This window comes from Xanthobacter lutulentifluminis, assembly GCF_043194675.2.
Taxonomy (GTDB): domain Bacteria; phylum Pseudomonadota; class Alphaproteobacteria; order Rhizobiales; family Xanthobacteraceae; genus Xanthobacter.
Window position 1 is genome coordinate 3,304,916 of sequence record NZ_CM195525.1, and the last position, 20,204, is coordinate 3,325,119.

Consider the following 20,204-nt stretch of genomic DNA (forward strand, 5'->3'; position numbering starts at 1 on the left):
CTTTATCCGCAAAGCCACGATTCCAAAAGCCGGCCGCTGCGCAGGCCCGCCTTGCAGCGGGCGCGGCGGGGGTCAGATGCGGGTCCAGAACGGCTCGCAGCCGGCGGGCGCGGTGGTGGCGGCGGCGCCGTGGCGGCGCTTCAGCTCGGCGCAGGCGAATGCGCGGGCCTTCTCGGGAAGGCGGGAGTTGATGGCGGTGCCGATCTCGTCATAGGGCTCGCCGGAGGCATAGACATAATAGGCCCAGTAGCCGCCGACGAGGACGACCACCAGGAGCAGCAGGCGGATGAGACCCATGGCGCGACGCCTTTCCCTTCGCCCGTGCGCATCACGGACAAGGCGGAAACGCCATAGCTGCGGTGAAGGTTCACGCCGGGGCGCTGGGCGGGAGCGGAGCGCCACAGAGGGGCGAGGGGGGAGCAGAAGGCGAGCATGAGGAAGAGGGGGATTGCACAGACCAAGGTCCAGGCTATCGCGACCGCGCAGATGGCTTGATCAAACGCCAAGGTCCGGAACTCCTCCGGCGTCGTGAGAACGATATCCTCCCCCATGGGATAGGGCGGCCCCTTTTGGTATTTGGCCTGCACTTCCTTCAGGAACTTCCGCTCGGTCTTGACCGCAGCGCGCCAGCACCAGAAGGCCGTGGGAGCCAGGCCGAAGCCAAACACCGCCATCCCGATGGTGTTGTTGTTCTTGTCCACGACCCAACCGAGGCAGTAGGTCCGGCTGGAATCAATCCACATCAGAATGCCGATCTCGGTGCCGAGGATCAGAAGGCATCCCAGCGCCGCCAGCCGCGTCACCTTCAGTTGGAATCTCGGCGTCAGCTTGGGAAACGGGTTCCAGTCTTCGCTGTAGCTCGGCATGGCACCCATCCCCGCGACTCAGACGTTGCCTCACCCCGCCCGCTTCATCACGCTCACGAAAAACCCGTCCGTGCCGGTGCGGCGGGGCGTCATCAGCACGCCCTCGCGGCTGAGGAGCGCTGCGGCGGCCAGTGCGGCGCCGGTGGCGCCCAAAGAGAGCACCGTCTCGTTGGGCGGCACCACGGCGAAATCCTCCCGCTTGTTGAGGAGGGCGCGCACCTGGGCGCCGTTCTCCTCGTCCAGCAGCGAGCAGGTGACATAGGCGAGCCGGCCGCCGGGGCGGACATAATGGGCCGCCTGTTCGAGGATCTTCGCCTGATCGGCCATGCGCTGGGCGAGGGCGCCGGGGCGCACGCGCCATTTGGCGTCGGGATTGCGGCGCCAGGTGCCGGTGCCGGTGCAGGGGGCGTCCACCAGCACCAGGTCCATCCTGCCTTCCAGATCCTCCAGCACGTCCTCGGCGCCGCGGGGGCTGCGCACCTGCACGTTGCGCACGCCGGCGCGCACGAGGCGCTCGTGCATGGGCTTCAGGCGGCGGATGTCGCTGTCATGGGCGTAGAGCTGGCCCTTGTTGTCCATGAGGGCGGCGAATTCCAGCGTCTTGCCGCCGGCGCCGGCACACAGGTCCAGCACCTGGGTGCCGGGCAGGGGGCGGGCGAGGATGGCGGCGATCTGCGAGCCTTCGTCCTGCACCTCCACCTCGCCGCGCAGGAAGGCCGGCTCGGCCGAGACCGGCGGCGCCTTGCCTTCCGAATCCAGATGAATGCGCAGCGCGAGGGGGGAGAAGCGCCCCGCCTCCGGCCGCATGTGGGCGAGGGCGGCGCGGGCGGCGTCGGGCTCGGCCTTCAGCGTGTTGACGCGCAGGTCGAGCGGCGCGCGGGTGGCGAGGGCCGCGCCTTCCGCCACCACCTCCTCGCCGAACACGTGGCGCAGCGAGGCGTGCAGCCACTGGGGATAGTCCCCGCGCACGAACGGCGGGGCAGCTTCCAGATCCGCGCCGGCGAGGCGCGCGCGCTCGTCCTGCGTGAGCGGCGCGGGGGCGAAGCGGGCGCCGTCGGCCAGCGCCGCCAGCGCGTCCACGGACAGGCCGCGCATGAGCGCGAGCATGCCCAGCACCAGCGCCCGCGGCTCTTCCGAGCCCATCACATGGGCGGCCGAGGCGCGCCGGCGCAGGGTGTCATAGACGAGGCCGGCGATGGCGGCACGGTCGCCCGATCCGGCGAAGCGGTGGGACAGGCCCCAGTCTTTCAAGGCGTCGGCGGCCGGGCGCCGGCGGGCGGCGAGCTCGGCGAGCACCTCGATGGCGGCGGAGATGCGGGCGGCGGGCGTCATGCGCGCACCGTGCCGGCGGGGGCGACGGCGAGCCCCTCCGCGGTCAGCTGCGCCGCGAACAGGTCGAGGGCGGCGGCGAGCTTCTCGTCGATCACGTGGAGATATTCGGTCCAGTCGCCGTAGCCGGTCAGCTCCGCCTTGCCGTCGCTGATGCCGCGCAGGCCGATGAGCGGCAGGTTGAAGCGGCGGGCAGCGCGCAGCACCGCGAAGCTCTCCATGTCCACCATGTCCTCGGCGATGGCGTCATAGGCCGCGCCGGAGACGATGTTGCCGCCGGTGGAGAGGGAGGCTTCGGGCACGCCGGGGATGCGGTGGGCAAGCTCGATCACCGCCGGCTCGTCGAGGAAGGGGGTGCGCCCCTTCTCGAAGCCGAGGGCCGAGGCATCCATGTCGCGATAGGCGACGCGCGCCACCTGGTAGACCTCGGCATGGTCGAGCCGGCGCGAGCCGGCCGAGCCGAGGGTGAACACCGCATGCGGCAGCCGCCCGGCATGGGAAAGCGCCGCCAGCGCCTGCGCCGTCTCCACCGCCGCCTCCACCGGCCCAACGCCGGTGATGAGCGGGTCGATGCGGGATTTCAGGTGCGGTCCATATTCCTGCGCGGTGGCCATCACGAACAGGACGGGATGGCCGCCGATGGACAGGACGTGGCGGGCAATGTCGGTCATCGGATCACTCAGAGGGGGCGTTTCGCCACTCCTCCGTCGCCGGCCTGCGCCTGTCAACCGGCCGCGGTTCAGATGTTGAGGAGGATGGCGAGGGCGAACAGGCCCCACATCAGCGCGAGCACGGCGAGCCGCACCAACCCCGCCGTCCGCTCTCCGATGCGCGCGCCGCGCAGGCCGGGCAGGGCGAGGATGAGGCTGAGGACGACGAAGATCCACGCCAGCACCACGAACGCCACGTCCGCCTTGCGGGTGAAGAAGGCGAGGGCGGTCAGGGTGTAGAAGAGCAGGGCGGGCACGGCCTCGGTTCCGGGGCGCGCCGGCTCCGCCCGGCTGTCGCGGACCATGAGCGCCAGCATCAGCGCCACATGGACGAAGAGGGGGAGAAGGATCATCTGCACCGACATGCCGGCCTCCGTGTCGCGACGCCCGCAGCGCCCGCAGCCGGAACCGTCGCGGCGGCGGATCGTTCCCCTTGTGCCGCGCGGAACGGGCGCGGGAGGCCGTCGGGGCGGGCTTTGCCGTCGTCCGCGCGCCTGCCGTTGCGGCAGGATCGGGCGGCGGGTCTGGACCGCAGTCCTGGGCGGCGGGCGCAGGGGCGAACGCGAGGGGGGCGAACGGGAGGGGGACGACGGGAGGACACCCGATGCCGGGCGGGCAACCTGAATTGGCCGAGAGGGTGCGTGCCCTCGACACGGGGCGCCCGTCCGGGCCGGGCGACATGCCGGAGCTGCGGCGGAAGGTGGAGGCCGGCCGGGCGCCGCGCCCCTTCTTCACCCGTGTGTCCCAGGCCGTGGCGAGCTATGCCGGCAAGCCCGCGACCTTCATCGGCGCGGTGGGCGTGATCGTGGCGTGGGCGCTGACCGGGCCCATCTTCGGCTTCAACGACACCTGGCAGCTGATCATCAACACCTCCACCACCATCGTCACCTTCCTCATGGTGTTCCTGATCCAGAACAGCCAGAACCGGGATACGGCGGCGCTCCAGATCAAGCTCGACGAGCTGATCGCGCGGCTGGAGGGCCCACGTGAGGCGCTGCTGGATCTCGAAGACCTGGACGAGGAGACGCTGGAACGGCTGCGGCTCGAATATGCGCTGATCGCCGACAGGGCCCGCGCCCGCGCCGATGCCGGCAGCGCCCGCGTGCCGGTTGCGCGCGCCCCCTGCGCGCCCGGCATGGCGGGGGACTGACCGCCCGCTCCGGCCCCGGGGGGTGGAAAACGCGCTGGCAACGCGCCAGCGATGGCGATAGGCAAGGCGAAACCCTGCCCCAAAGCCCTGCCCCTTGGAGGATCGCCATGCCCATCTATTCCCTCGACGGCGTCGCGCCCGAGCTGCCTGCATCCGGCAACTACTGGATCGCGCCCGACGCGGTGGTCATCGGGCGCGTCATCATCAAGGAAGGGGCGAGCATCTGGTTCGGCAGCGTGCTGCGCGGCGACAACGAACCCATCGTGGTCGGCGAGGGCACGAATATTCAGGAGAACTGCGTCCTCCACACCGATCCGGGCTTCCCCATGACGCTTGGCACCAACGTGACGGTCGGCCACATGGCGACGCTGCACGGCTGCATCGTCGGCGACGGCAGCCTGATCGGCATGGGCGCCACCGTGCTGAACGGGGCGAACATCGCCGCGAGCTGCCTCGTCGGCTCCAAGGCGCTGGTGACCGAGGGCAAGACGTTCGAGCCCTTCTCGCTCATCGTCGGCGCCCCGGCGAAGGTGGCGCGCACCATCGACGAGGCGACCGCCACCCGCCTGCGCGGCACCGCCGAGCACTACCAGCGCAACTGGCAGCGCTATGCCAAGGGCCTGAAGCGCATCGACTGAGCGCGCTCCGCGGCAGAACGCAAACGGGCCGGAACCGCGGCGTCGGTTCCGGCCCGTCTTGCTGCCGCCGGGGTGAGCCGCGGCGCAATGGGGAGGCTCAGCGCCCGCCGCCCACCACCGGGGGCACGCGGGTCTCGCCGAGGGACACCCAGGTGGAGGGATCGGACTGGGACTGCCGCTTGACGAAGCGGTAGCCGGTATCCTTCCACGCGCGGATGTCGGTTTCCTGGTTGTCGAGGATCAGGTCGCCCTTGTCGGTGACGACGGTGAGCACCGCATGGCCGTCGCCCTCGCGGTCGCGCACCACGGTGATGAGCAGCACCGAGGCCGGCCAGCCGAGGTTGATGAGGCGCCGGCGCTTCTCCAGCACATAGTCCTCGCAGTCGCCGCGGCCGTCGTCGGGATAGGCCCAGCGCTCGGTCTCGCCGTAGTGGTCGAGGTCGGTCTCGGGCTGGATCGCCTCGTTGACCGTGGTGTTGATGCGCTCCAGCTCGGCGGAGTGAGGGGCATCGAGCCGGATCATGGACACCGCCGGCCCCATCGGCCCGCAGTCCTGCGCATGCTCGGCACAGAAGCGGACATAACCGGTGGGGGAGGTGGTCACCCGGCCATCGGCGAGATGCCGCGGTGCGAAAGCGGAAGCGAGATTGGCGAACCGCGTCGGCTCCTCGGCACGGGCTTCGGCCGCTGCGACGAGGGCGCAGAGCAGCGCGACGGCGAGGGCCGGCAGCAGGCGGGGAGGCGAAACGCGCTTCGTCATGGCGGGCAGTCCGACCGGGTTAATGAAATGATAATGCCCGAAGCCCGCCGCATTTGCGCCGTCAACCTTCTATTAACCTTAATGCGTCCGGTGAATGAGTACCGTCATTCTGTGCGGCCTTTTGTCGGGGCCTTGCGCGAAAGCGAGCGCTTGCGCCGCGTTCCGGGCGAAGGGGGAACTGGCGTTCCTATCGTGTCGGTGTTATGACTGACGAGTCAGTCATAATCTGAGGCCGGATCGTGGCGCGCGCGCCGTCGCAACCAGCGTCCCAGCCAGGGCAGGGGGAAGGGAAGGGCGCGGCCGCCGGGCCCCGCCGCCGCCGGGCCGCGCCCATGGACAAGGCCGCGCGCCGGCAGCAGATCCTCGCCGCGGCGCTCACGGTGTTCTCGGCCAACGGCTATGCCGGCACCCGGCTGGACGACGTGGCGCGGGCGGCGGGCGTGGCCAAGGGCACCCTCTATCTGCACTTCTCCGACAAGGAGGCGCTGTTCCGCGGGCTGGTGGAAGAGAACATCGCCCCTGTGCTGGCCGATGCGGACGCGGTGGTCGCCTTCTTTTCCGGCGACACCCGCGATCTCCTGGAACAGCTCACCGGCCTGCTCAGCCAGCGCATCCTCGATGCGCCCGCGCAGGCGCTGGTCCGGCTGATGATCGCCGAGGGCCCGCGCTTTCCGGAGCTCGCGGCCTTCTATCACCGGGAAGTCATCTCCCGCGCCCTCGGCCTCGTGCGCCAGATCGTCCAGCGCGGCCTCGACCGTGGCGAGATCACCTCGGACCTCGCCGTGCGCTACCCCCAGCTGGTGCTGTCGCCGGCCATCGTCGCGGTGGTCTGGAACAGCATGTTCGGCGCCGTCGATCCCCTCGACGCGCGCCAGTTCCTCGCAGCCCACCGCGATCTTCTGCTGCGCGGTCTCGGATGGAGAGACACGTGAGACGCATTCGCCCCTTCTGCCTCGCGCTCGCGGCGGCGCTCGCCCTGTCCGGCTGCGGCCGCGGCGGCGATCCCGGGTTCTCCGGCTATGTGGAAGGCGACCTGCTGTTCATCGGCCCCACCGAGGCCGGGCGCGTCAGCGCGCTGCTGGTGGCGGAGGGAACGCAGGTGACCAAGGGGCAGGAGGTGGCGCGGGTGGAGGACGACCTCCAGCGCGCCGACCGGGATGCGGCTGACGCGCAGCTGAAGGAAGCGCAGGCGCGGCTCGAGAACGCCCGCTCGCCACTCCAGCGGCCGGAGGAGATTGCCGTGCTGGAGGCGGCGGAGAAGCGCGCCGCGGCCGCGCTCGACCTGTCCCGGATCGAGCTGGAACGCCAGAAGACGCTGGTGCCCAAGGGGGCCTCCTCGCAAGCCAACCTCGACAATGCCCAGCACGCCTACGAGCAGAACCAGGCGGCGCTGGACGAGGCGCGCCGGCGCATCGCCGCCGCCCGCATCGCCTCGCGCAACCAGGATATCGACGCCGCCGAGCAGGCGGTGGCCGCCGCCCGCGCCAACCTCGCCGCCGCCACCGTGCGGCTCGACCGGCGCACCCTCAAGGCCCCGGCGGACGGAGCGGTGCAGACCGTCTATTTCCGCGTCGGCGAGCTGGTGCCCGAAGGGCGGCCGGTGGTGTCCATCCTGCCGCCGGGGCTGGTGAAGGTGCGCTTCTTCGTGCCCGAGGCCGCCCTGCCCAAGGTGGCGGCGGGCGCCCCCGTGACCGTCACCTGCGACGGCTGCCAGCCGTTCACGGCCCGCGTGTCCTTCATCTCCCAGCAGGCGGAATATACCCCGCCGGTCATCTACAGCCGCGAGGAGCGGGCGAAGCTGGTCTATCTCATCGAGGCCCGGCCGGACGATCCGGCCCGCGCCCGCCCCGGCCAGCCGGTGAACGTGACGCTGGGAGCGGCGCCGTGACCGCCGCGCCGGAGCCGGAGGTGCCGCAAGGCGAGGCGCGGGAGGTCGCCATCGAGGTGGAGGGGCTGTCGAAGAGCTTCGACGGCCGCCGGGTGGTGGACGACCTCTCCATGCGCGTCATGCGCGGGCAGATCTACGGCTTCCTCGGCCCCAACGGCTCGGGCAAGACCACCACCATCCGCATGCTGTGCGGGCTTCTGACCCCCGACGCCGGGCGCGGCACCTGCCTCGGCATGGATATCCTGACCGAGAGCCGGCGCATCCGCGAGCATGTCGGCTACATGACCCAGCGTTTCTCGCTCTATCAGGACCTCTCCGTGCGCGAGAACCTGGAGTTCGTGGCCCGGCTCTATGGCGTGCCACGCCCCGAGCAGGCGGCGACCGAGGCGCTGAAGCGGCTCGGCCTCGAAGGCCGGGGCAAGCAGCTTGCCGGCTCGCTCTCCGGCGGCTGGAAGCAGCGCCTTGCGCTCGGCGCCTGCATCCTGCCCGGTCCCGACCTGCTGCTGCTGGACGAGCCCACCGCCGGCGTCGACCCCCAGGCGCGTCGCGAGTTCTGGGCGCAGATCCACGACCTTGCCGCCGAGGGCCTGACCGTGCTGGTCTCCACCCATTACATGGACGAGGCCGAGCGCTGCCACGAGATCGCGTACATCGCCTACGGCAGGCTGCTGGCGCAGGGCACGGTGCAGGGGGTGATCGCCGCCGCCGGCCTCACCACGGTGACGGTGGACGTGCCGGCGGGCGGCCACGAGGCGGGCCTGCTGGTGACCCGGCTGGCGCGCGAGCTTTCGGACCGGCCGGGGGTGGACATGGTGGCCCCCTTCGGCACCGCGCTCCACGTCTCCGGCCGCGACGCCGCGGCGCTCCAGGCCGCCGTGGAGCCGCTGCGCGCCGATCCTCGGCTGGTGGTGCGCGACGACGCGCCGACCCTGGAGGACGTGTTCATCGACCTCATGCGGCGCTCGAAGGACGAGATGCGATGACCGCGCGCGCCGCCACAACCGGCTTCCTCAGGCGCATCCGCGCCATGATCGTCAAGGAGTTCATCCAGCTGCGGCGGGACCGGGTGACCTTCGCCACCATGATCATGATCCCGCTGCTGCAACTGATCCTGTTCGGCTACGCCATCAACACCACGCCCCGCAACCTGCCCACGGCGGTGTTCTCCCACGAGAACACGGACGCGAGCCGCGCCATCCTCGCGGCGCTGCGCAACACCGCCTTCTTCTCCTTCGTGCGCGAGGTGGGCAGCGCCGAGGAGGCCGAGCACATGATCCGCGCCGGGGAGGTGCTGTTCTTCGTGGAGATCCCGGCCGGCTTCGAGCGCGCGCTGCGGCGCGGCGACCGGCCCCAGCTTTTGGTCGCGGCGGATGCCACCGACCCGGTGGGGTCGGCCAATGCCCTGGCCTCGCTCGCCGGGGTGGTGGGCTCGGCGCTCACGCGGGAGCGCTTCGTGGACGATCCCGGCACCGCGCCGTTCGAGATCGTCCAGCACCGACGGTACAATCCGGCCGGCACCAGCCAGCTCAACATCGTGCCGGGCCTGCTCGGCACCATCCTCACCATGACCATGCTGATCTTCACCGCCCTGTCGGTGACGCGGGAGATCGAGCGCGGCACCATGGAGAGCCTTTTGTCCATGCCGATCCACCCGGTGGAGATCATGCTGGGGAAGATCACGCCCTACGTGCTGGTGGGCATCCTGCAGGCGGTGCTGATTCTCGGGGCGGGGATGCTGCTGTTCGGGGTGCCGCTGGAGGGCTCGCCGGCGCTCCTGGCGGCGGCGACGCTGCTGTTCATCACCGTGAACCTGTCCATCGGCTACACCTTCTCGACGCTGGCGCAGAACCAGCTGCAGGCGGTGCAGATGTCCTTCATGTTCTTCCTGCCGTCGATCCTGTTGTCCGGCTTCATGTTCCCGTTCTCGGGCATGCCGCTGTGGGCGCAATGGATCGGCGAGGGGCTGCCGCTGACGCACTATCTGCGGATGGTGCGCGGCATCCTTCTGAAAGGATCGGGATTCTCCGATCTGACGGTTGACGCGGCGGCCCTGGTCGCGCTGATGTTACTGGCCATGGTGATTGCCGTGGCGAGATTCCGGCAGACGCTGGACTAAAGAATATGCGTCACGTCGTCGCGAAACGGGTGAGCCAGAGGCTTGCCGGGCCTAGAGAAACCCGGCCCCGCGGCTCCGGGGCGGCGTAGGTATCACAAGGCGGTAGCGGCTCCGGAACATGGCGATTTCGGGGCCGGGTGGTTGCATGGGTGTCTCGCAGGAGGCGGAATTGCGACTGCCCGTCGCAGCGCATGCCGGCCTGTCTGCGCTAGTTACCTTTGACTTGGGTCAAGGTGAAAAGGGGCCCCGGGGTCATGGTGCGCCATGGCTCCGAAGGTGCAGTGATCATGCCTCGGCGCGAGGGGTTCTGAAATGTCAATAATGCAAAATCCTGTCGGGACGCCGGCGAAGTCGCTGCGGTTCGGCGAGGCCGGGCTGATGGTGGTGCTCGCCGCCTTCGCCTTCTTCGCAATCATCGTCGCCGCCAAGGCCTATACGCCGGCCTATGCGTTCCATGCCTACATCTTCGCCGCGGCGAGCATCGCGGCGGTGTTCGCCATCGGCAACCGGTACATGAGCCGGCCCGCCGGCCCGACGCCGCAGGAGATCGACGGCAAGCCCAACTACAACATGGACGTGGTGAAGTTCTGCACCATCGCCGCCATGGTGTGGGGCATCGCCGGCTTCCTGGTGGGCGTCATCGCGGCGCTGCAGCTCGCCTTCCCCATGTTCAACTTCGACCTGCCGTGGATCTCGTTCGGCCGGCTGCGCCCGCTGCACACCTCGGCGGTGATCTTCGCGTTCGGCGGCAACGTGCTGATCGGCACGTCGTTCTACGTGGTGCAGCGCACCTCGCACGCCCGCATCGCCGGCGATCTCGCCCCCTGGTTCGTGGTCCTGGGCTACAACCTGTTCATCGTCATCGCCGGCACGGGCTACCTGCTGGGCATCACCCAGGGCAAGGAATACGCCGAGCCGGAATGGTACTCGGACCTGTTCCTGACGGTGGTGTGGGTCACCTACCTGCTGGTGTTCCTCGGCACCATCTGGAAGCGCAAGGAACCCCACATCTACGTGGCGAACTGGTTCTACCTCGCCTTCATCATCACCATCGCGGTGCTGCACCTCGGCAACAACGCCTCGGTGCCGGTGTCGGTGTTCTCGTCCAAGTCCTACATCGTCTGGTCCGGCGTGCAGGACGCCATGTTCCAGTGGTGGTACGGCCACAACGCGGTGGGCTTCTTCCTGACCGCCGGCTTCCTCGCCATCATGTACTACTTCATCCCGAAGCGGGCTGATCGTCCGGTCTACTCCTACCGGCTGTCGATCGTGCACTTCTGGGCGCTGATCTTCATCTACATCTGGGCGGGCCCGCACCACCTGCACTTTACCGCGCTGCCCGACTGGGCGCAGACGCTGGGCATGACCTTCTCGATCATCCTGTGGATGCCTTCGTGGGGCGGCATGATCAACGGCCTGATGACCCTTTCCGGCGCGTGGGACAAGCTGCGCACCGACCCGGTCATCCGCATGATGGTGGTCGCGGTCGCCTTCTACGGCATGTCGACCTTCGAGGGTCCGATGATGTCGGTGAAGGCGGTGAACTCGCTCAGCCACTACACCGAATGGACCATCGGCCACGTGCATTCCGGCGCGCTGGGCTGGGTGGCCTACATCTCCTTCGGCGCCATCTACTGCCTGGTGCCCTGGCTGTGGAACAAGCGTGAAATGTACTCGCTCAAGGCCGTCTCCTGGCACTTCTGGGTCTCGACCCTCGGCATCGTGCTCTACATCTCCTCCATGTGGGTGGCGGGCATCCTGCAGGGCCTGATGTGGCGCGCCTACACCCAGCTCGGCTTCCTCGAGTACTCGTTCATCGAGTCGGTGGAGGCGATGCACCCGCTGTACGTGATCCGCGCGCTCGGCGGCATCCTCTTCCTGACCGGCGCCCTGATCATGGCCTGGAACATCTGGAAGACCATCACCACGCCCGAGGCGGCGACCGAGCAGAAGCTCGCGCTCCAGCCGGCTGAATGAGGGAGGCTCCTATGGCATCGCAAGGCACCTCCATCTGGACCAAGCACCAGGTCTTCGAGAAGCACTCCTACTGGCTCATGCTGGGGATCCTGATCGTGATCTCCATCGGCGGCCTCGTGGAGATCGCCCCGCTCTTCTACCTGAAGAGCACCATCGAGAAGGTGGAGGGGATGCGCCCCTACACCCCCCTCGAGCTGGCGGGGCGCAACATCTATCTGCGCGAGGGCTGCTACAACTGCCACTCGCAGATGATCCGCCCGCTGCGTGACGAGGTGGAGCGCTACGGCCACTACTCGCTGGCGGCCGAGAGCATGTACGACCACCCCTTCCAGTGGGGCTCCAAGCGCACCGGTCCCGATCTCGCCCGCGTCGGCGGCAAGTATTCGGACCTGTGGCAGCAGGAGCACCTGAACAATCCGCGCGCCGTGGTGCCGGCCTCGATCATGCCCAGCTATCCCTGGCTGGCGAAGACGAAGCTCGACACCAAGCACATCACCGCGGACATGAAGGACCTGCAGCTCCTCGGCGTCCCCTACACCGACGACATGATCGCCAGTGCCCTGGACGACCTGAAGGCCCAGTCCACCACCGACGGCGACACCTCGGGCCTCGACAAGCGCTATCCCAAGGCGCAGGCCCGCGACTTCGACGGCAACGCCGGCGAGCTGACCGAGGCCGACGCGCTCATCGCCTACCTGCAGATGCTGGGCACGCTGGTCGACTTCAAGCTCTACGACAACCAAGCCAACGTGAGGTGAGCGATGCACGAGACCTATCTCGGGCTGGCCGCCTTCGCGCAGACGTGGGGCCTCGTGCTCTTCGTCCTGGGCTTCCTGCTGGTGGTCGCCTACGCCTTCTGGCCCTCGAAAGAGCGGAAGAAGGCCTTCGACGACGCCGCGAACATTCCGCTCAAAGAGGATTGATCCCGTGAGCACGACCAACGACACCCACCATGGGAAGGTGGACTCCGCAACCGGCGTCTCCACCACCGGCCACGAATGGGACGGCATCTCAGAGCTGAACAATCCGCTTCCGCGGTGGTGGCTCTGGGTGTGGTACGCCACCATCGTCTGGGCCGTCATCTACTGGTTCCTGTATCCGGCCTGGCCGCTCATCAGCTCGGCGACGCCGGGCCTGCTCGGCTGGCACTCGCGCTCGGCCGTGGCGGTCCAGCTCGCCGACCTCAAGGCGCTGCGCGCCGAGAGCGCGGCCAAGCTCACCAGCGCCTCGCTCGAGCAGATCGAGCAGACGCCGGCGCTGCTGACGCTGGCGCGGGCCCAGGGCCGCGTGGCCTTCGCCGACAACTGCGCTCCGTGCCACGGCGCGGGCGGCGGCGGCACCACCGGCTTCCCGAACCTGAACGATGACGACTGGCTGTGGGGTGGCTCGCTGGAGCAGATCCAGCAGACCATCAACTACGGCATCCGTTCGGGCGACGGCGAGGCCCACACCGGCAGCATGCCCGCGTTCGGCCGCGACGGCATTCTCCAGAAGCCCGAGATCTCGGCGGTTGCGGACTATGTGCGCACCCTGTCGGGCATCGCGCAGCCGGGGAAGGACTTCGCCAAGGGCAAGGAAGTGTTCGCCGCCAACTGCGCCGCCTGCCATGGCGAGGACGGCAAGGGCAACCAGGAGCTGGGCGCCCCCAACCTCACCGACGGCATCTGGCTCTATGGCTCCGACAAGGCGACCATCGAGTACGGTATCGTCAACGGCCGTGGCAACGTGATGCCGGCATGGCACGCGCGCCTCGACCCGACCACCATCAAGGCCCTGACCGTCTACGTGCATTCGCTCGGCGGCGGCCGCTGACGGCCTGACCTGAACGACGCCCGGCGCGCCTTCGGCCGCCGGGCGTTTGCCCGTTCCCGAGCCAATGGTGGCCGGGGCGGGCCGCCGGCGGGGGCCGGCGCGGGAGCTTCGGACGGGCCACATCGGGGTGTGCTGCGTCGGAGTGCCATCCTGGGGGAGCCAAAACGTCGCGCGGCGAAACGACTGCGCGACCTTTCGCCAGCGCGCCCTGATAAACATTCTAACCTATGAATGTTGATGGTCGTGAGACGCGAAGGCTTCGCGCGGCGATCGACACCCGAGGGGGCGTGGCCCCCATCCGCATTGCCGACCCGGCATGGTCGGCCCTGAAACCGGCGAACGACCCATGACTGCCCTGTCCACGAACCCCGAGCAGAAGCCCGCCGCGCAGGTCGCGGTCGTGGCCGACGACGCGGACATCCCCCTGTACGAGGCCCGGCGCCAGATCTATCCGCAGAGCGTCCACGGCCGCTACCGCACCATCAAGTGGATCGTCCTCGCGGTGACGCTCGGCATCTATTACTTCCTGCCGTTCGTGCGGTGGGACCGCGGTCCCGACGCGCCGAATCAGGCCGTGCTGATCGATTTTCCCGCCCGCCGGTTCTATTTCTTCTTCCTCGAGATCTGGCCGCAGGAATTCTACTACGTCGCCGGCCTGCTCATCATGGCAGCGCTGATCCTGTTCCTGGCCAATGCGGTGGCCGGGCGCGTGTGGTGCGGCTACACCTGCCCGCAGACGGTCTGGACCGACCTGTTCATGGCGGTGGAGCGCCTCGTCGAGGGCGACCGGCGCGAGCGCATGCGCGCGGATGCCGCGCCGTGGTCCATGGAGAAGTTCGCCCACAAGACGCTCAAGCACTCCATCTGGCTGCTGCTGGCGTGGTGGACCGGCGGCGCCTGGGTGCTCTACTTCGCCGACGCGCCGACGCTGGTGAAGGAGCTCGCCACGTTCCAGGCGCCGGCGGTGGCCTACTGGTCCATCGGCATCCTCACCTTCACCACCTACACGCTGGCCGGCCACATGCGCGAGCAGGTGTGCACCTACATGTGCCCCTGGCCGCGCATCCAGGCGGCGCTGACCGACGAATACGCCCTCAACGTCACCTACTGCTTCGATCGCGGCGAGCCGCGCGGCTCGGTGAAGAAGGCGGCGGCGCTGCGCGAGAAGGGCGAGCCGGCGGGCGACTGCATCGACTGCAACCAGTGCGTGGCGGTCTGCCCCACCGGCGTCGACATCCGCCAGGGCCTGCAGCTGCCGTGCATCCAGTGCGGCCTGTGCATCGACGCCTGCAACACGGTGATGGACAAGATCGGCCGCCCGCGCGAGCTGATCACCTATGAGAGCGAGGCCAACCTCGAGGCGCGCCTCGCCGGCAAGCCGTTCGTGCAGCGCATCATCCGCCCGCGCACCCTCCTCTATGCGGCGCTCATCACGCTGGTCGCGGGTCTGATGCTGACGGCCCTCATCGGCCGCGCGACCGAGGGCGTCGCCGCCATCCACGACCGCAACCCGCTGTTCGTGCGCCTGTCGGACGGCGCGATCCGCAACGCCTACACCATCCGCCTCGCCAACATGAAGCTGGAGGAGCGCACCTTCATCCTCTCCATCGACGGCGTGCCGGGGGCCAGCATGGAGGTGATCGGCGACAATGCCGACGGTCTCACCATCGGCCCCGACCAGACCCGCGAGATCCGCGTGCTGGTGACGACCCACGACAAGCTCGCCCCGCAGGCGTCGCTGCCCATCACCTTCCGCATCCGCGACAAGGCATCGGGCTTGACGGCGGCGGTCAAAGACCACTTCATCGGCCCGTGACACAGCGGACCGACAGCACAGGGAAGGCGCCCATGGCCGACGCCACCATTCCGCGGCGTCCGCGCGAGCTCACCGGCCGCGCGGTGCTGCTGATCCTCCTCGCCTTCTTCGGCGTGGTGATCGCGGTGAACCTCATCATGGCCCGCTACGCCGTCTCCACCTTCGCGGGGGTGGAGACGGAGAGCTCCTACAAGGCCGGTCTCGCCTTCACCGCCGAGCATCGCGCGGCCGAGGCGCAGGCGGCGCGGCACTGGACCGTGAACGTGGAGATGGCGTCGCCGGGCGCCGGCTCCCGCGTCATCACCGTGCGGGTGCTCGACGCCAGCGGCGCCCCGTTGTCCGCGCTGGTGCCGGACGGGCGGCTCGCCCATCCCACCGACGCCCGGCGCGACGTCGACCTCGACCTCAAGCCGCTGGGCGACGGGCGCTATCGCGCGCTGGCCCAGGCCGGTCCCGGCCAGTGGGATCTGGTGATTGATTTTGCGCAAGGCGACGAACGGCTGTTCCGGTCCAAGAATCGGGTGCAGCTTCCGTAAGCCGCTTACCAACGGGCAGCCGGCTTCGTCCGGACACCCGAGGCGGCATCGAGACTGCCGGGTGGCGCTCGTCCAGGGCCATCCGCACCTTGAGTACGATCAGGCCGGCCGGCTCGTCGCACCGGTCGGCCTGTCGTACTCTTCTCTCATTCGGGTCATGACCCTCCCGCCGCCTCCTGCGGCAGGACCCCGAGGCCCCCGGGGACGGAGCAATGGCTGAGGCGATCGACTATTCCATTTTCGTCGCGCGGTCCGAGGACGGCCTTGCGCAGATGAGCCTCGCCATCGACGGCATCGACTGCGCCGCCTGCATCGCCGAGATCGAGAACGGCGTGAAGGCGCTGCCCGGCGTGGTACGCGCCCGCCTCAATTATTCCACCCACCGCCTCACCGTCGCCTGGCGCGACGAGACCTCCCCCGACCGGGTGGTGAGCCAGCTCGAGGCGCTCGGATACCGGGCCCATCCGTTCGCCGGCCGGGCGGAGGAGAGCGAGGCGCGCCACGCCCGCTGGCTGCTGCGCTGCCTCGGCGTCGCCGGCTTCGCGGCCATGAACATCATGCTGCTCTCGGTTTCGGTGTGGTCCGGCAACGTCACGGACATCACCCCCGAGACGCGCGATTTCTTCCACTGGGTCTCCGCGCTCATCGCGCTGCCGGCGGCAGCCTATGCCGGCCAGCCGTTCTTCCAGAGCGCGTTCCGGGCCATCCGCTCGGGCCGGCTCAACATGGACGTGCCCATAACGATCGGCGTCACGCTGGCGCTGGGCATGAGCGTGGTGGAAACCGCTCTGAGCCAGCCGCACGCCTATTTCGACAGCGCGATCATGCTGCTGTTCTTCCTGCTCGCCGGCCGCTACCTCGACCACGAGGCCCGGCGCCGCACCCGGGCGACGGCCGGCAACATCGCCGCCCTGCGCGGCGAGATGGCCCACCGCCTCGGCGCCGATGGCGTGCCGGTGCTGGTGCCGGTGCAGGCGCTGCAGCCCGGCGACATGATCCTCGTCGCCCCCGGCGAGCGGGTGGCGGCCGACGGTGTCGTCTCCTCCGGCGCCTCCAGCATCGATGAAAGCCTCGTCACCGGCGAGACGCTGCCGCGCGCGGTGAAGGCCGGCGCCGCGGTCTATGCCGGCAGCCTGAACGGGGAGGGCGCGCTTCACCTCAGCGTCACCGCCGGCGGCGAGAACACGCTGGTGGACGACGTGCAGCGCCTGCTGGACGGCGCGCTCGCCGAGAAGGGCGCCTATGTGCGGCTTGCCGACCGGGTAGCGCGTCTTTATGCCCCCATGGTGCATCTCACGGCGCTCGTCTCCGCCATCGGCTGGCTGCTGGCCGGCGCCGGGCTGCACGCCTCGGTGATGATCGCGGTGGCAGTGCTGATCATCACCTGCCCCTGCGCGCTGGCGCTCGCGGTGCCGGCGGTGCAGGTCACCGCCACCGGGCGGCTGTTCCGCGCCGGATTGCTCATCAATGCCGGCGACATGCTGGAGCGCCTCGCCGCCGTGGACACGGTGGTGTTCGACAAGACCGGCACGCTGACGCTGCCGGACCCGGCGCTGCGCCTGCCGCGCGGCACGGATGCCGGCCTGCTCGGCCTTGCCGGCCGTCTCGCTTTGTCCAGCCGCCATCCACTGGCGCGCGTGGTGGCGGCCCGCGCCGATGGCCCGGCCGTCGAGGGCGTGGTGGAAGTGAGCGGGCAGGGCGTGGAGGCGATGGTGGACGGCCGGCTGGCCCGGCTCGGAAGCCTCTCCTTCTGCGATGCCGTGGCGCCGGCGGGCATTCCCGCCGAGGCCTCGCTGATCGCGTTCCGCCACGGCGCGCGCACGCTCGTGCTGGGCGTGGAACAGGCACTCAGGCCCGACGCGGCCGAAGTGGTGGCCGCGCTCCAGGCCCGCGGGCTGGATGTGCGGATCCTCTCCGGCGACCGGGCGGCGGCGGTGGCGCCGGTGGCCGAGGCGCTGGGCATCGCGGCCGCCGATGCCGGCCTGAAGCCCGCCGACAAGATCGCCGCGCTCGATGCGCTCAAGGCGCAGGGCCGCCGGGTGCTGATGGTGGGCGACGGCCTCAACGACGCGCCGGCGCTGGCGGCCGCCTCGGTCTCGCTCTCGCCCGCCTCCGGCGCGGCGGTGACGCAGGCCCATGCGGACGCGGTGTTCCTCGGCCGCCGCCTCGCCCCCGTGCTGGCCGCGGTGGATGGCGCGCGGGTCGCGTCGAAGCTGATGCGGCAGAACCTCGCCATCGCCGTGCTCTACAACGTCATCGCGGTGCCGCTGGCCATCGCCGGGCTGGTGACGCCGCTTGTGGCGGCGCTGGCCATGTCCGGCTCTTCCATAATCGTGACCGTCAACGCCTTGCGCGCCGCCCGCCCCGGGCGCAAGGATGAGGAAACCGATGCCCGCCCCCAGGAGGGCTTGGGCGGGGCGCTGGAGGAGGCGGCCGCGTGAACGTGCTCGTCTATCTTCTGCCGCTGGCGCTGCTGCTCGGCCTGAGCGGCCTGTTCGCCTTCCTCTGGAGCCTCAAGAGCGGCCAGTATGACGACCTGGACGGCGCCGCCGTCCGCATCCTGTCCGACGATGACCTGCCCGATGCCGGCAAGCTGGCCGGCAAGGCCGCGCCTGACGCCGCCGCCCGGGGGACCCGGCCGTGAGGCGTGCCGCGCCCGCGCCCGAGCCCCGCGCGGGCATGCTCGTCTGCGTCTGCGACCCGCAGCTCGACGCGCCCGCCAATGACAACGGCCCGCGCGCCGTCTCCACCTTCGGCCTCACGCTGGGATTTGCCTTCGCGGTGCTGGCGCAGACGGTGGCCTCCGCCGCCCTGCCGCTGGCCGGAGCCATGCTCGCCCCGCGGCCGGAGCTGGTGACCTGGCCGTTCGCGGCCATGCTGCTCGGGGCCGCGCTCGCCTCCTTCCCCGCCTCCTTCCTGCGCGACGCCTTCGGCCGGCGCACCGGCTTCGCCCTCGGTGCCTCCCTCGGCATCGCCGGCGGCGCGCTGCTGATCGCGGCGTTGATCCAGAGGCAGTTCGCCTGGGCCTGCCTCGGCGCCCTGTGGCTTGGCATGGCGCAGGGCTTCTCCTTCTTCTACCGGCACGAGGCCGCCGCCGCGAGCGGACGGCCCGCGGCCGCCACCGCCGGCGTGCTGGCCGGCGGCCTCCTCGCCGCCTTCGCCGGGCCGACCCTCGCCGGCTTTGCCGAGCAGCTCGCGGCGCCATACTTCCTCGTGGGCGCGGCCGGCCTCGCGGCGCTGGCGCATACCTGCTCCCTCGGCGTCGCGGTGACGCTCGCCGCCGACCCGACCACCCAGTTCCATCCGCGCGCCACCGCGCCGCTGTCCGCCCTCGTCTGGCCGACGGTGGTGGCCGGCGCCGCATGGTTCGGCATGAATGCCGTCATGTCCGGCGCGCCGCTGGCGCTGGTCGGCTGCGGCATCGGCGGAGCGGCTGTGTTCGGCTTCGTCGCCCTCCACGTGGCCGCCATGTATGCGCCCGCCATTCCGCTGGCGCTGGTGGGTGACCGGGTGCCGCCCATGGCCGTGGCGCTCTGCGGCGCGCTGCTCGTGGCGGTGGGCATCCCGCTCCAGAGCCTGGGAACGCCCGAGACCATCACCGCCGCGCTGATCTGCGTGGGTGCCGGCTGGTCGGTGGCGACGGTCGGGGCCACGGCCTGGATCTACCGGGCCGGCGTGCCGAGCCGGCTGGCGCTGGCGCTGCATGACGGCGGGCTGTTCTTCGCCGCGGTCTGCGGCGCGCTGCTGGGCTACCTGCTCGCCTGATCCGCCGCGGGCGGCTATTGAGGGCCGGCAGCCCAACGCCGCGCGGAGCCTTTCGTGACCCATCCCTTCTCGCTGGACGGACAGACCGCCCTCGTCACCGGCTCGGTGGCCGGCCTCGGCTTCGAGATCGCGCGGGAGCTGGCCCGCGCCGGCGCGCACGTGCTGCTCAACGGCCGCGATGCCGGGCGGCTCGGCGCGGCGGTCACCGCCATCCATCACGCCGGCGGCAAGGCCGAGCCGTTCGTGCTGGACGTGTTCGACGCAGAAGCCGTCACCGCCGCCATCGCCGCCGCCGCGCCCATCCACATCCTGGTGAACAATGCCGGCGCCCGCGACCGGCGCGCCTTCCTCGACATGCCGGCTGCCGATTTCCGCCGCCTCGTGGAGCTGGACCTGCTCGCCCCCGCCCATATCTCCCGCGAGGTGGCGCGGGGCATGGTGGCGCGCAGGGCGGGCGGGCGCATCATCAATGTCACGTCCATCGCCGGGCCGCTGTCGCGGGCGGGGGATGCCGCCTACACCACCGCCAAGGGCGGGCTGGAGGCGCTGACCCGCGCGCTGGCGGCCGATCTCGGCCCGCACGGCATCACCGTGAACGCCATCGCACCCGGCTATTTCCTCACCGAGCCGAATGCCGAGCTGGCCCGCGATCAGGCGGTGGGCGACTGGCTGGCGCGGCGCACGTCGCTCGGCCGCTGGGGCCGGCCGGAGGAGGTGGCGGGCGCGGCGGTGTTCCTCGCCTCGCCGGCGGCGTCCTACGTGACGGGGCAGGTGCTGGCGGTGGACGGTGGCTACATGGCCCACTTCTGAGGGAGGCGCAGGCCGCTTCGGCCGTCCGGGC

The 20,204-nt window shown here is 70.2% G+C and carries 21 protein-coding genes; 16 read left to right on the top strand and 5 right to left on the bottom strand.

Annotation, left to right across the window (positions count from 1 at the left end; all coding sequences use genetic code 11):
- Positions 1-72 precede the first annotated feature (72 nt).
- The 4 genes from V5F49_RS15260 to V5F49_RS15275 form a co-directional block, all read right to left on the bottom strand.
- Complete coding sequence (locus V5F49_RS15260; RefSeq protein WP_394117118.1) at positions 73-297, bottom strand: hypothetical protein; 225 nt, start codon at positions 295-297, stop codon at positions 73-75.
- Between the two features lie 599 nt (positions 298-896).
- Positions 897-2,198 carry an RsmB/NOP family class I SAM-dependent RNA methyltransferase gene (locus V5F49_RS15265; protein WP_394117119.1) on the bottom strand — a complete coding sequence of 434 codons (1,302 nt, stop codon included), beginning with the start codon at positions 2,196-2,198 and terminating at the stop codon, positions 897-899.
- Positions 2,195-2,866, bottom strand: coding sequence for a 5'-methylthioadenosine/S-adenosylhomocysteine nucleosidase (locus tag V5F49_RS15270; RefSeq protein ID WP_394117120.1), 672 nt, complete (start codon positions 2,864-2,866; stop codon positions 2,195-2,197). The genes V5F49_RS15265 and V5F49_RS15270 overlap by 4 nt, the downstream gene beginning before the upstream one ends.
- Before the next feature lie 68 nt (positions 2,867-2,934).
- Entirely contained in the window at positions 2,935-3,270 is a 336-nt protein-coding gene (locus tag V5F49_RS15275; protein WP_394117121.1) for a hypothetical protein, read from the bottom strand.
- Between the two features lie 272 nt (positions 3,271-3,542).
- Here V5F49_RS15275 and V5F49_RS15280 point away from each other — a divergent pair, with 272 nt between their 5' ends.
- Together V5F49_RS15280 and V5F49_RS15285 are read left to right on the top strand one after the other, a co-directional pair.
- Complete coding sequence (locus tag V5F49_RS15280; RefSeq protein ID WP_509210699.1) at positions 3,543-4,055, top strand: low affinity iron permease family protein; 513 nt, start codon at positions 3,543-3,545, stop codon at positions 4,053-4,055.
- A gap of 107 nt (positions 4,056-4,162) precedes the next feature.
- The gene (locus tag V5F49_RS15285; protein ID WP_394117123.1) at positions 4,163-4,693 is read left to right on the top strand and encodes a gamma carbonic anhydrase family protein; all 531 of its coding nucleotides are present in this window, start codon (positions 4,163-4,165) and stop codon (positions 4,691-4,693) included.
- Between the two features lie 97 nt (positions 4,694-4,790).
- Here the strand turns inward: V5F49_RS15285 and V5F49_RS15290 are convergent, their stop codons facing one another.
- A complete protein-coding gene (locus V5F49_RS15290; protein WP_394117124.1) occupies positions 4,791-5,453 on the bottom strand; it encodes a transglutaminase-like cysteine peptidase in 663 nt (220 codons plus the stop codon).
- A 332-nt stretch (positions 5,454-5,785) separates the two neighbouring features.
- Between V5F49_RS15290 and V5F49_RS15295 the strand changes: the two genes are divergently transcribed.
- The 14 genes from V5F49_RS15295 (at position 5,786) to V5F49_RS15360 (ending at position 20,173) form a co-directional block, all read left to right on the top strand.
- Complete coding sequence (locus V5F49_RS15295; protein WP_394117125.1) at positions 5,786-6,385, top strand: TetR/AcrR family transcriptional regulator; 600 nt, start codon at positions 5,786-5,788, stop codon at positions 6,383-6,385.
- Entirely contained in the window at positions 6,382-7,341 is a 960-nt protein-coding gene (locus tag V5F49_RS15300; protein WP_394117126.1) for an HlyD family secretion protein, read from the top strand. The genes V5F49_RS15295 and V5F49_RS15300 overlap by 4 nt, the downstream gene beginning before the upstream one ends.
- Positions 7,338-8,324 (top strand): ABC transporter ATP-binding protein, encoded by a 987-nt coding sequence (locus tag V5F49_RS15305; RefSeq protein WP_394117127.1) that lies wholly within the window; start codon positions 7,338-7,340, stop codon positions 8,322-8,324. The genes V5F49_RS15300 and V5F49_RS15305 overlap by 4 nt, the downstream gene beginning before the upstream one ends.
- On the top strand, positions 8,321-9,457 hold the full coding sequence (locus V5F49_RS15310) for an ABC transporter permease (protein WP_394117128.1): 1,137 nt from the start codon (positions 8,321-8,323) through the stop codon (positions 9,455-9,457). Before V5F49_RS15305 ends, V5F49_RS15310 begins: the two co-directional genes overlap by 4 nt.
- 312 nt (positions 9,458-9,769) lie before the next feature.
- Positions 9,770-11,434 (top strand): cytochrome-c oxidase, cbb3-type subunit I, encoded by a 1,665-nt coding sequence (gene ccoN, locus V5F49_RS15315; protein ID WP_394117129.1) that lies wholly within the window; start codon positions 9,770-9,772, stop codon positions 11,432-11,434.
- An 11-nt stretch (positions 11,435-11,445) separates the two neighbouring features.
- Positions 11,446-12,192, top strand: coding sequence for a cytochrome-c oxidase, cbb3-type subunit II (ccoO, locus tag V5F49_RS15320; RefSeq protein WP_394117130.1), 747 nt, complete (start codon positions 11,446-11,448; stop codon positions 12,190-12,192).
- A gap of 3 nt (positions 12,193-12,195) precedes the next feature.
- The gene (locus V5F49_RS15325; RefSeq protein WP_394117131.1) at positions 12,196-12,357 is read left to right on the top strand and encodes a CcoQ/FixQ family Cbb3-type cytochrome c oxidase assembly chaperone; all 162 of its coding nucleotides are present in this window, start codon (positions 12,196-12,198) and stop codon (positions 12,355-12,357) included.
- 4 nt (positions 12,358-12,361) lie between these two features.
- Complete coding sequence (ccoP, locus tag V5F49_RS15330) at positions 12,362-13,246, top strand: cytochrome-c oxidase, cbb3-type subunit III (protein ID WP_394117132.1); 885 nt, start codon at positions 12,362-12,364, stop codon at positions 13,244-13,246.
- A 346-nt stretch (positions 13,247-13,592) separates the two neighbouring features.
- Positions 13,593-15,062 carry a cytochrome c oxidase accessory protein CcoG gene (ccoG, locus tag V5F49_RS15335; RefSeq protein ID WP_394117133.1) on the top strand — a complete coding sequence of 490 codons (1,470 nt, stop codon included), beginning with the start codon at positions 13,593-13,595 and terminating at the stop codon, positions 15,060-15,062.
- Positions 15,063-15,094: 32 nt separating this feature from the next.
- Positions 15,095-15,598 carry a FixH family protein gene (locus V5F49_RS15340; RefSeq protein WP_394117134.1) on the top strand — a complete coding sequence of 168 codons (504 nt, stop codon included), beginning with the start codon at positions 15,095-15,097 and terminating at the stop codon, positions 15,596-15,598.
- Positions 15,599-15,810: 212 nt separating this feature from the next.
- Entirely contained in the window at positions 15,811-18,039 is a 2,229-nt protein-coding gene (locus V5F49_RS15345; RefSeq protein WP_394117135.1) for a heavy metal translocating P-type ATPase, read from the top strand.
- Positions 18,036-18,242 (top strand): cbb3-type cytochrome oxidase assembly protein CcoS, encoded by a 207-nt coding sequence (ccoS, locus tag V5F49_RS15350; protein ID WP_394117136.1) that lies wholly within the window; start codon positions 18,036-18,038, stop codon positions 18,240-18,242. The genes V5F49_RS15345 and ccoS overlap by 4 nt, the downstream gene beginning before the upstream one ends.
- Positions 18,239-19,363: an MFS transporter gene (locus V5F49_RS15355; protein WP_394117137.1), complete on the top strand. Its 1,125-nt coding sequence runs from the start codon at positions 18,239-18,241 to the stop codon at positions 19,361-19,363. The genes ccoS and V5F49_RS15355 overlap by 4 nt, the downstream gene beginning before the upstream one ends.
- A 54-nt stretch (positions 19,364-19,417) precedes the next feature.
- A complete protein-coding gene (locus V5F49_RS15360; protein ID WP_394117138.1) occupies positions 19,418-20,173 on the top strand; it encodes an SDR family oxidoreductase in 756 nt (251 codons plus the stop codon).
- The last annotated feature ends 31 nt before the right edge of the window (positions 20,174-20,204 follow it).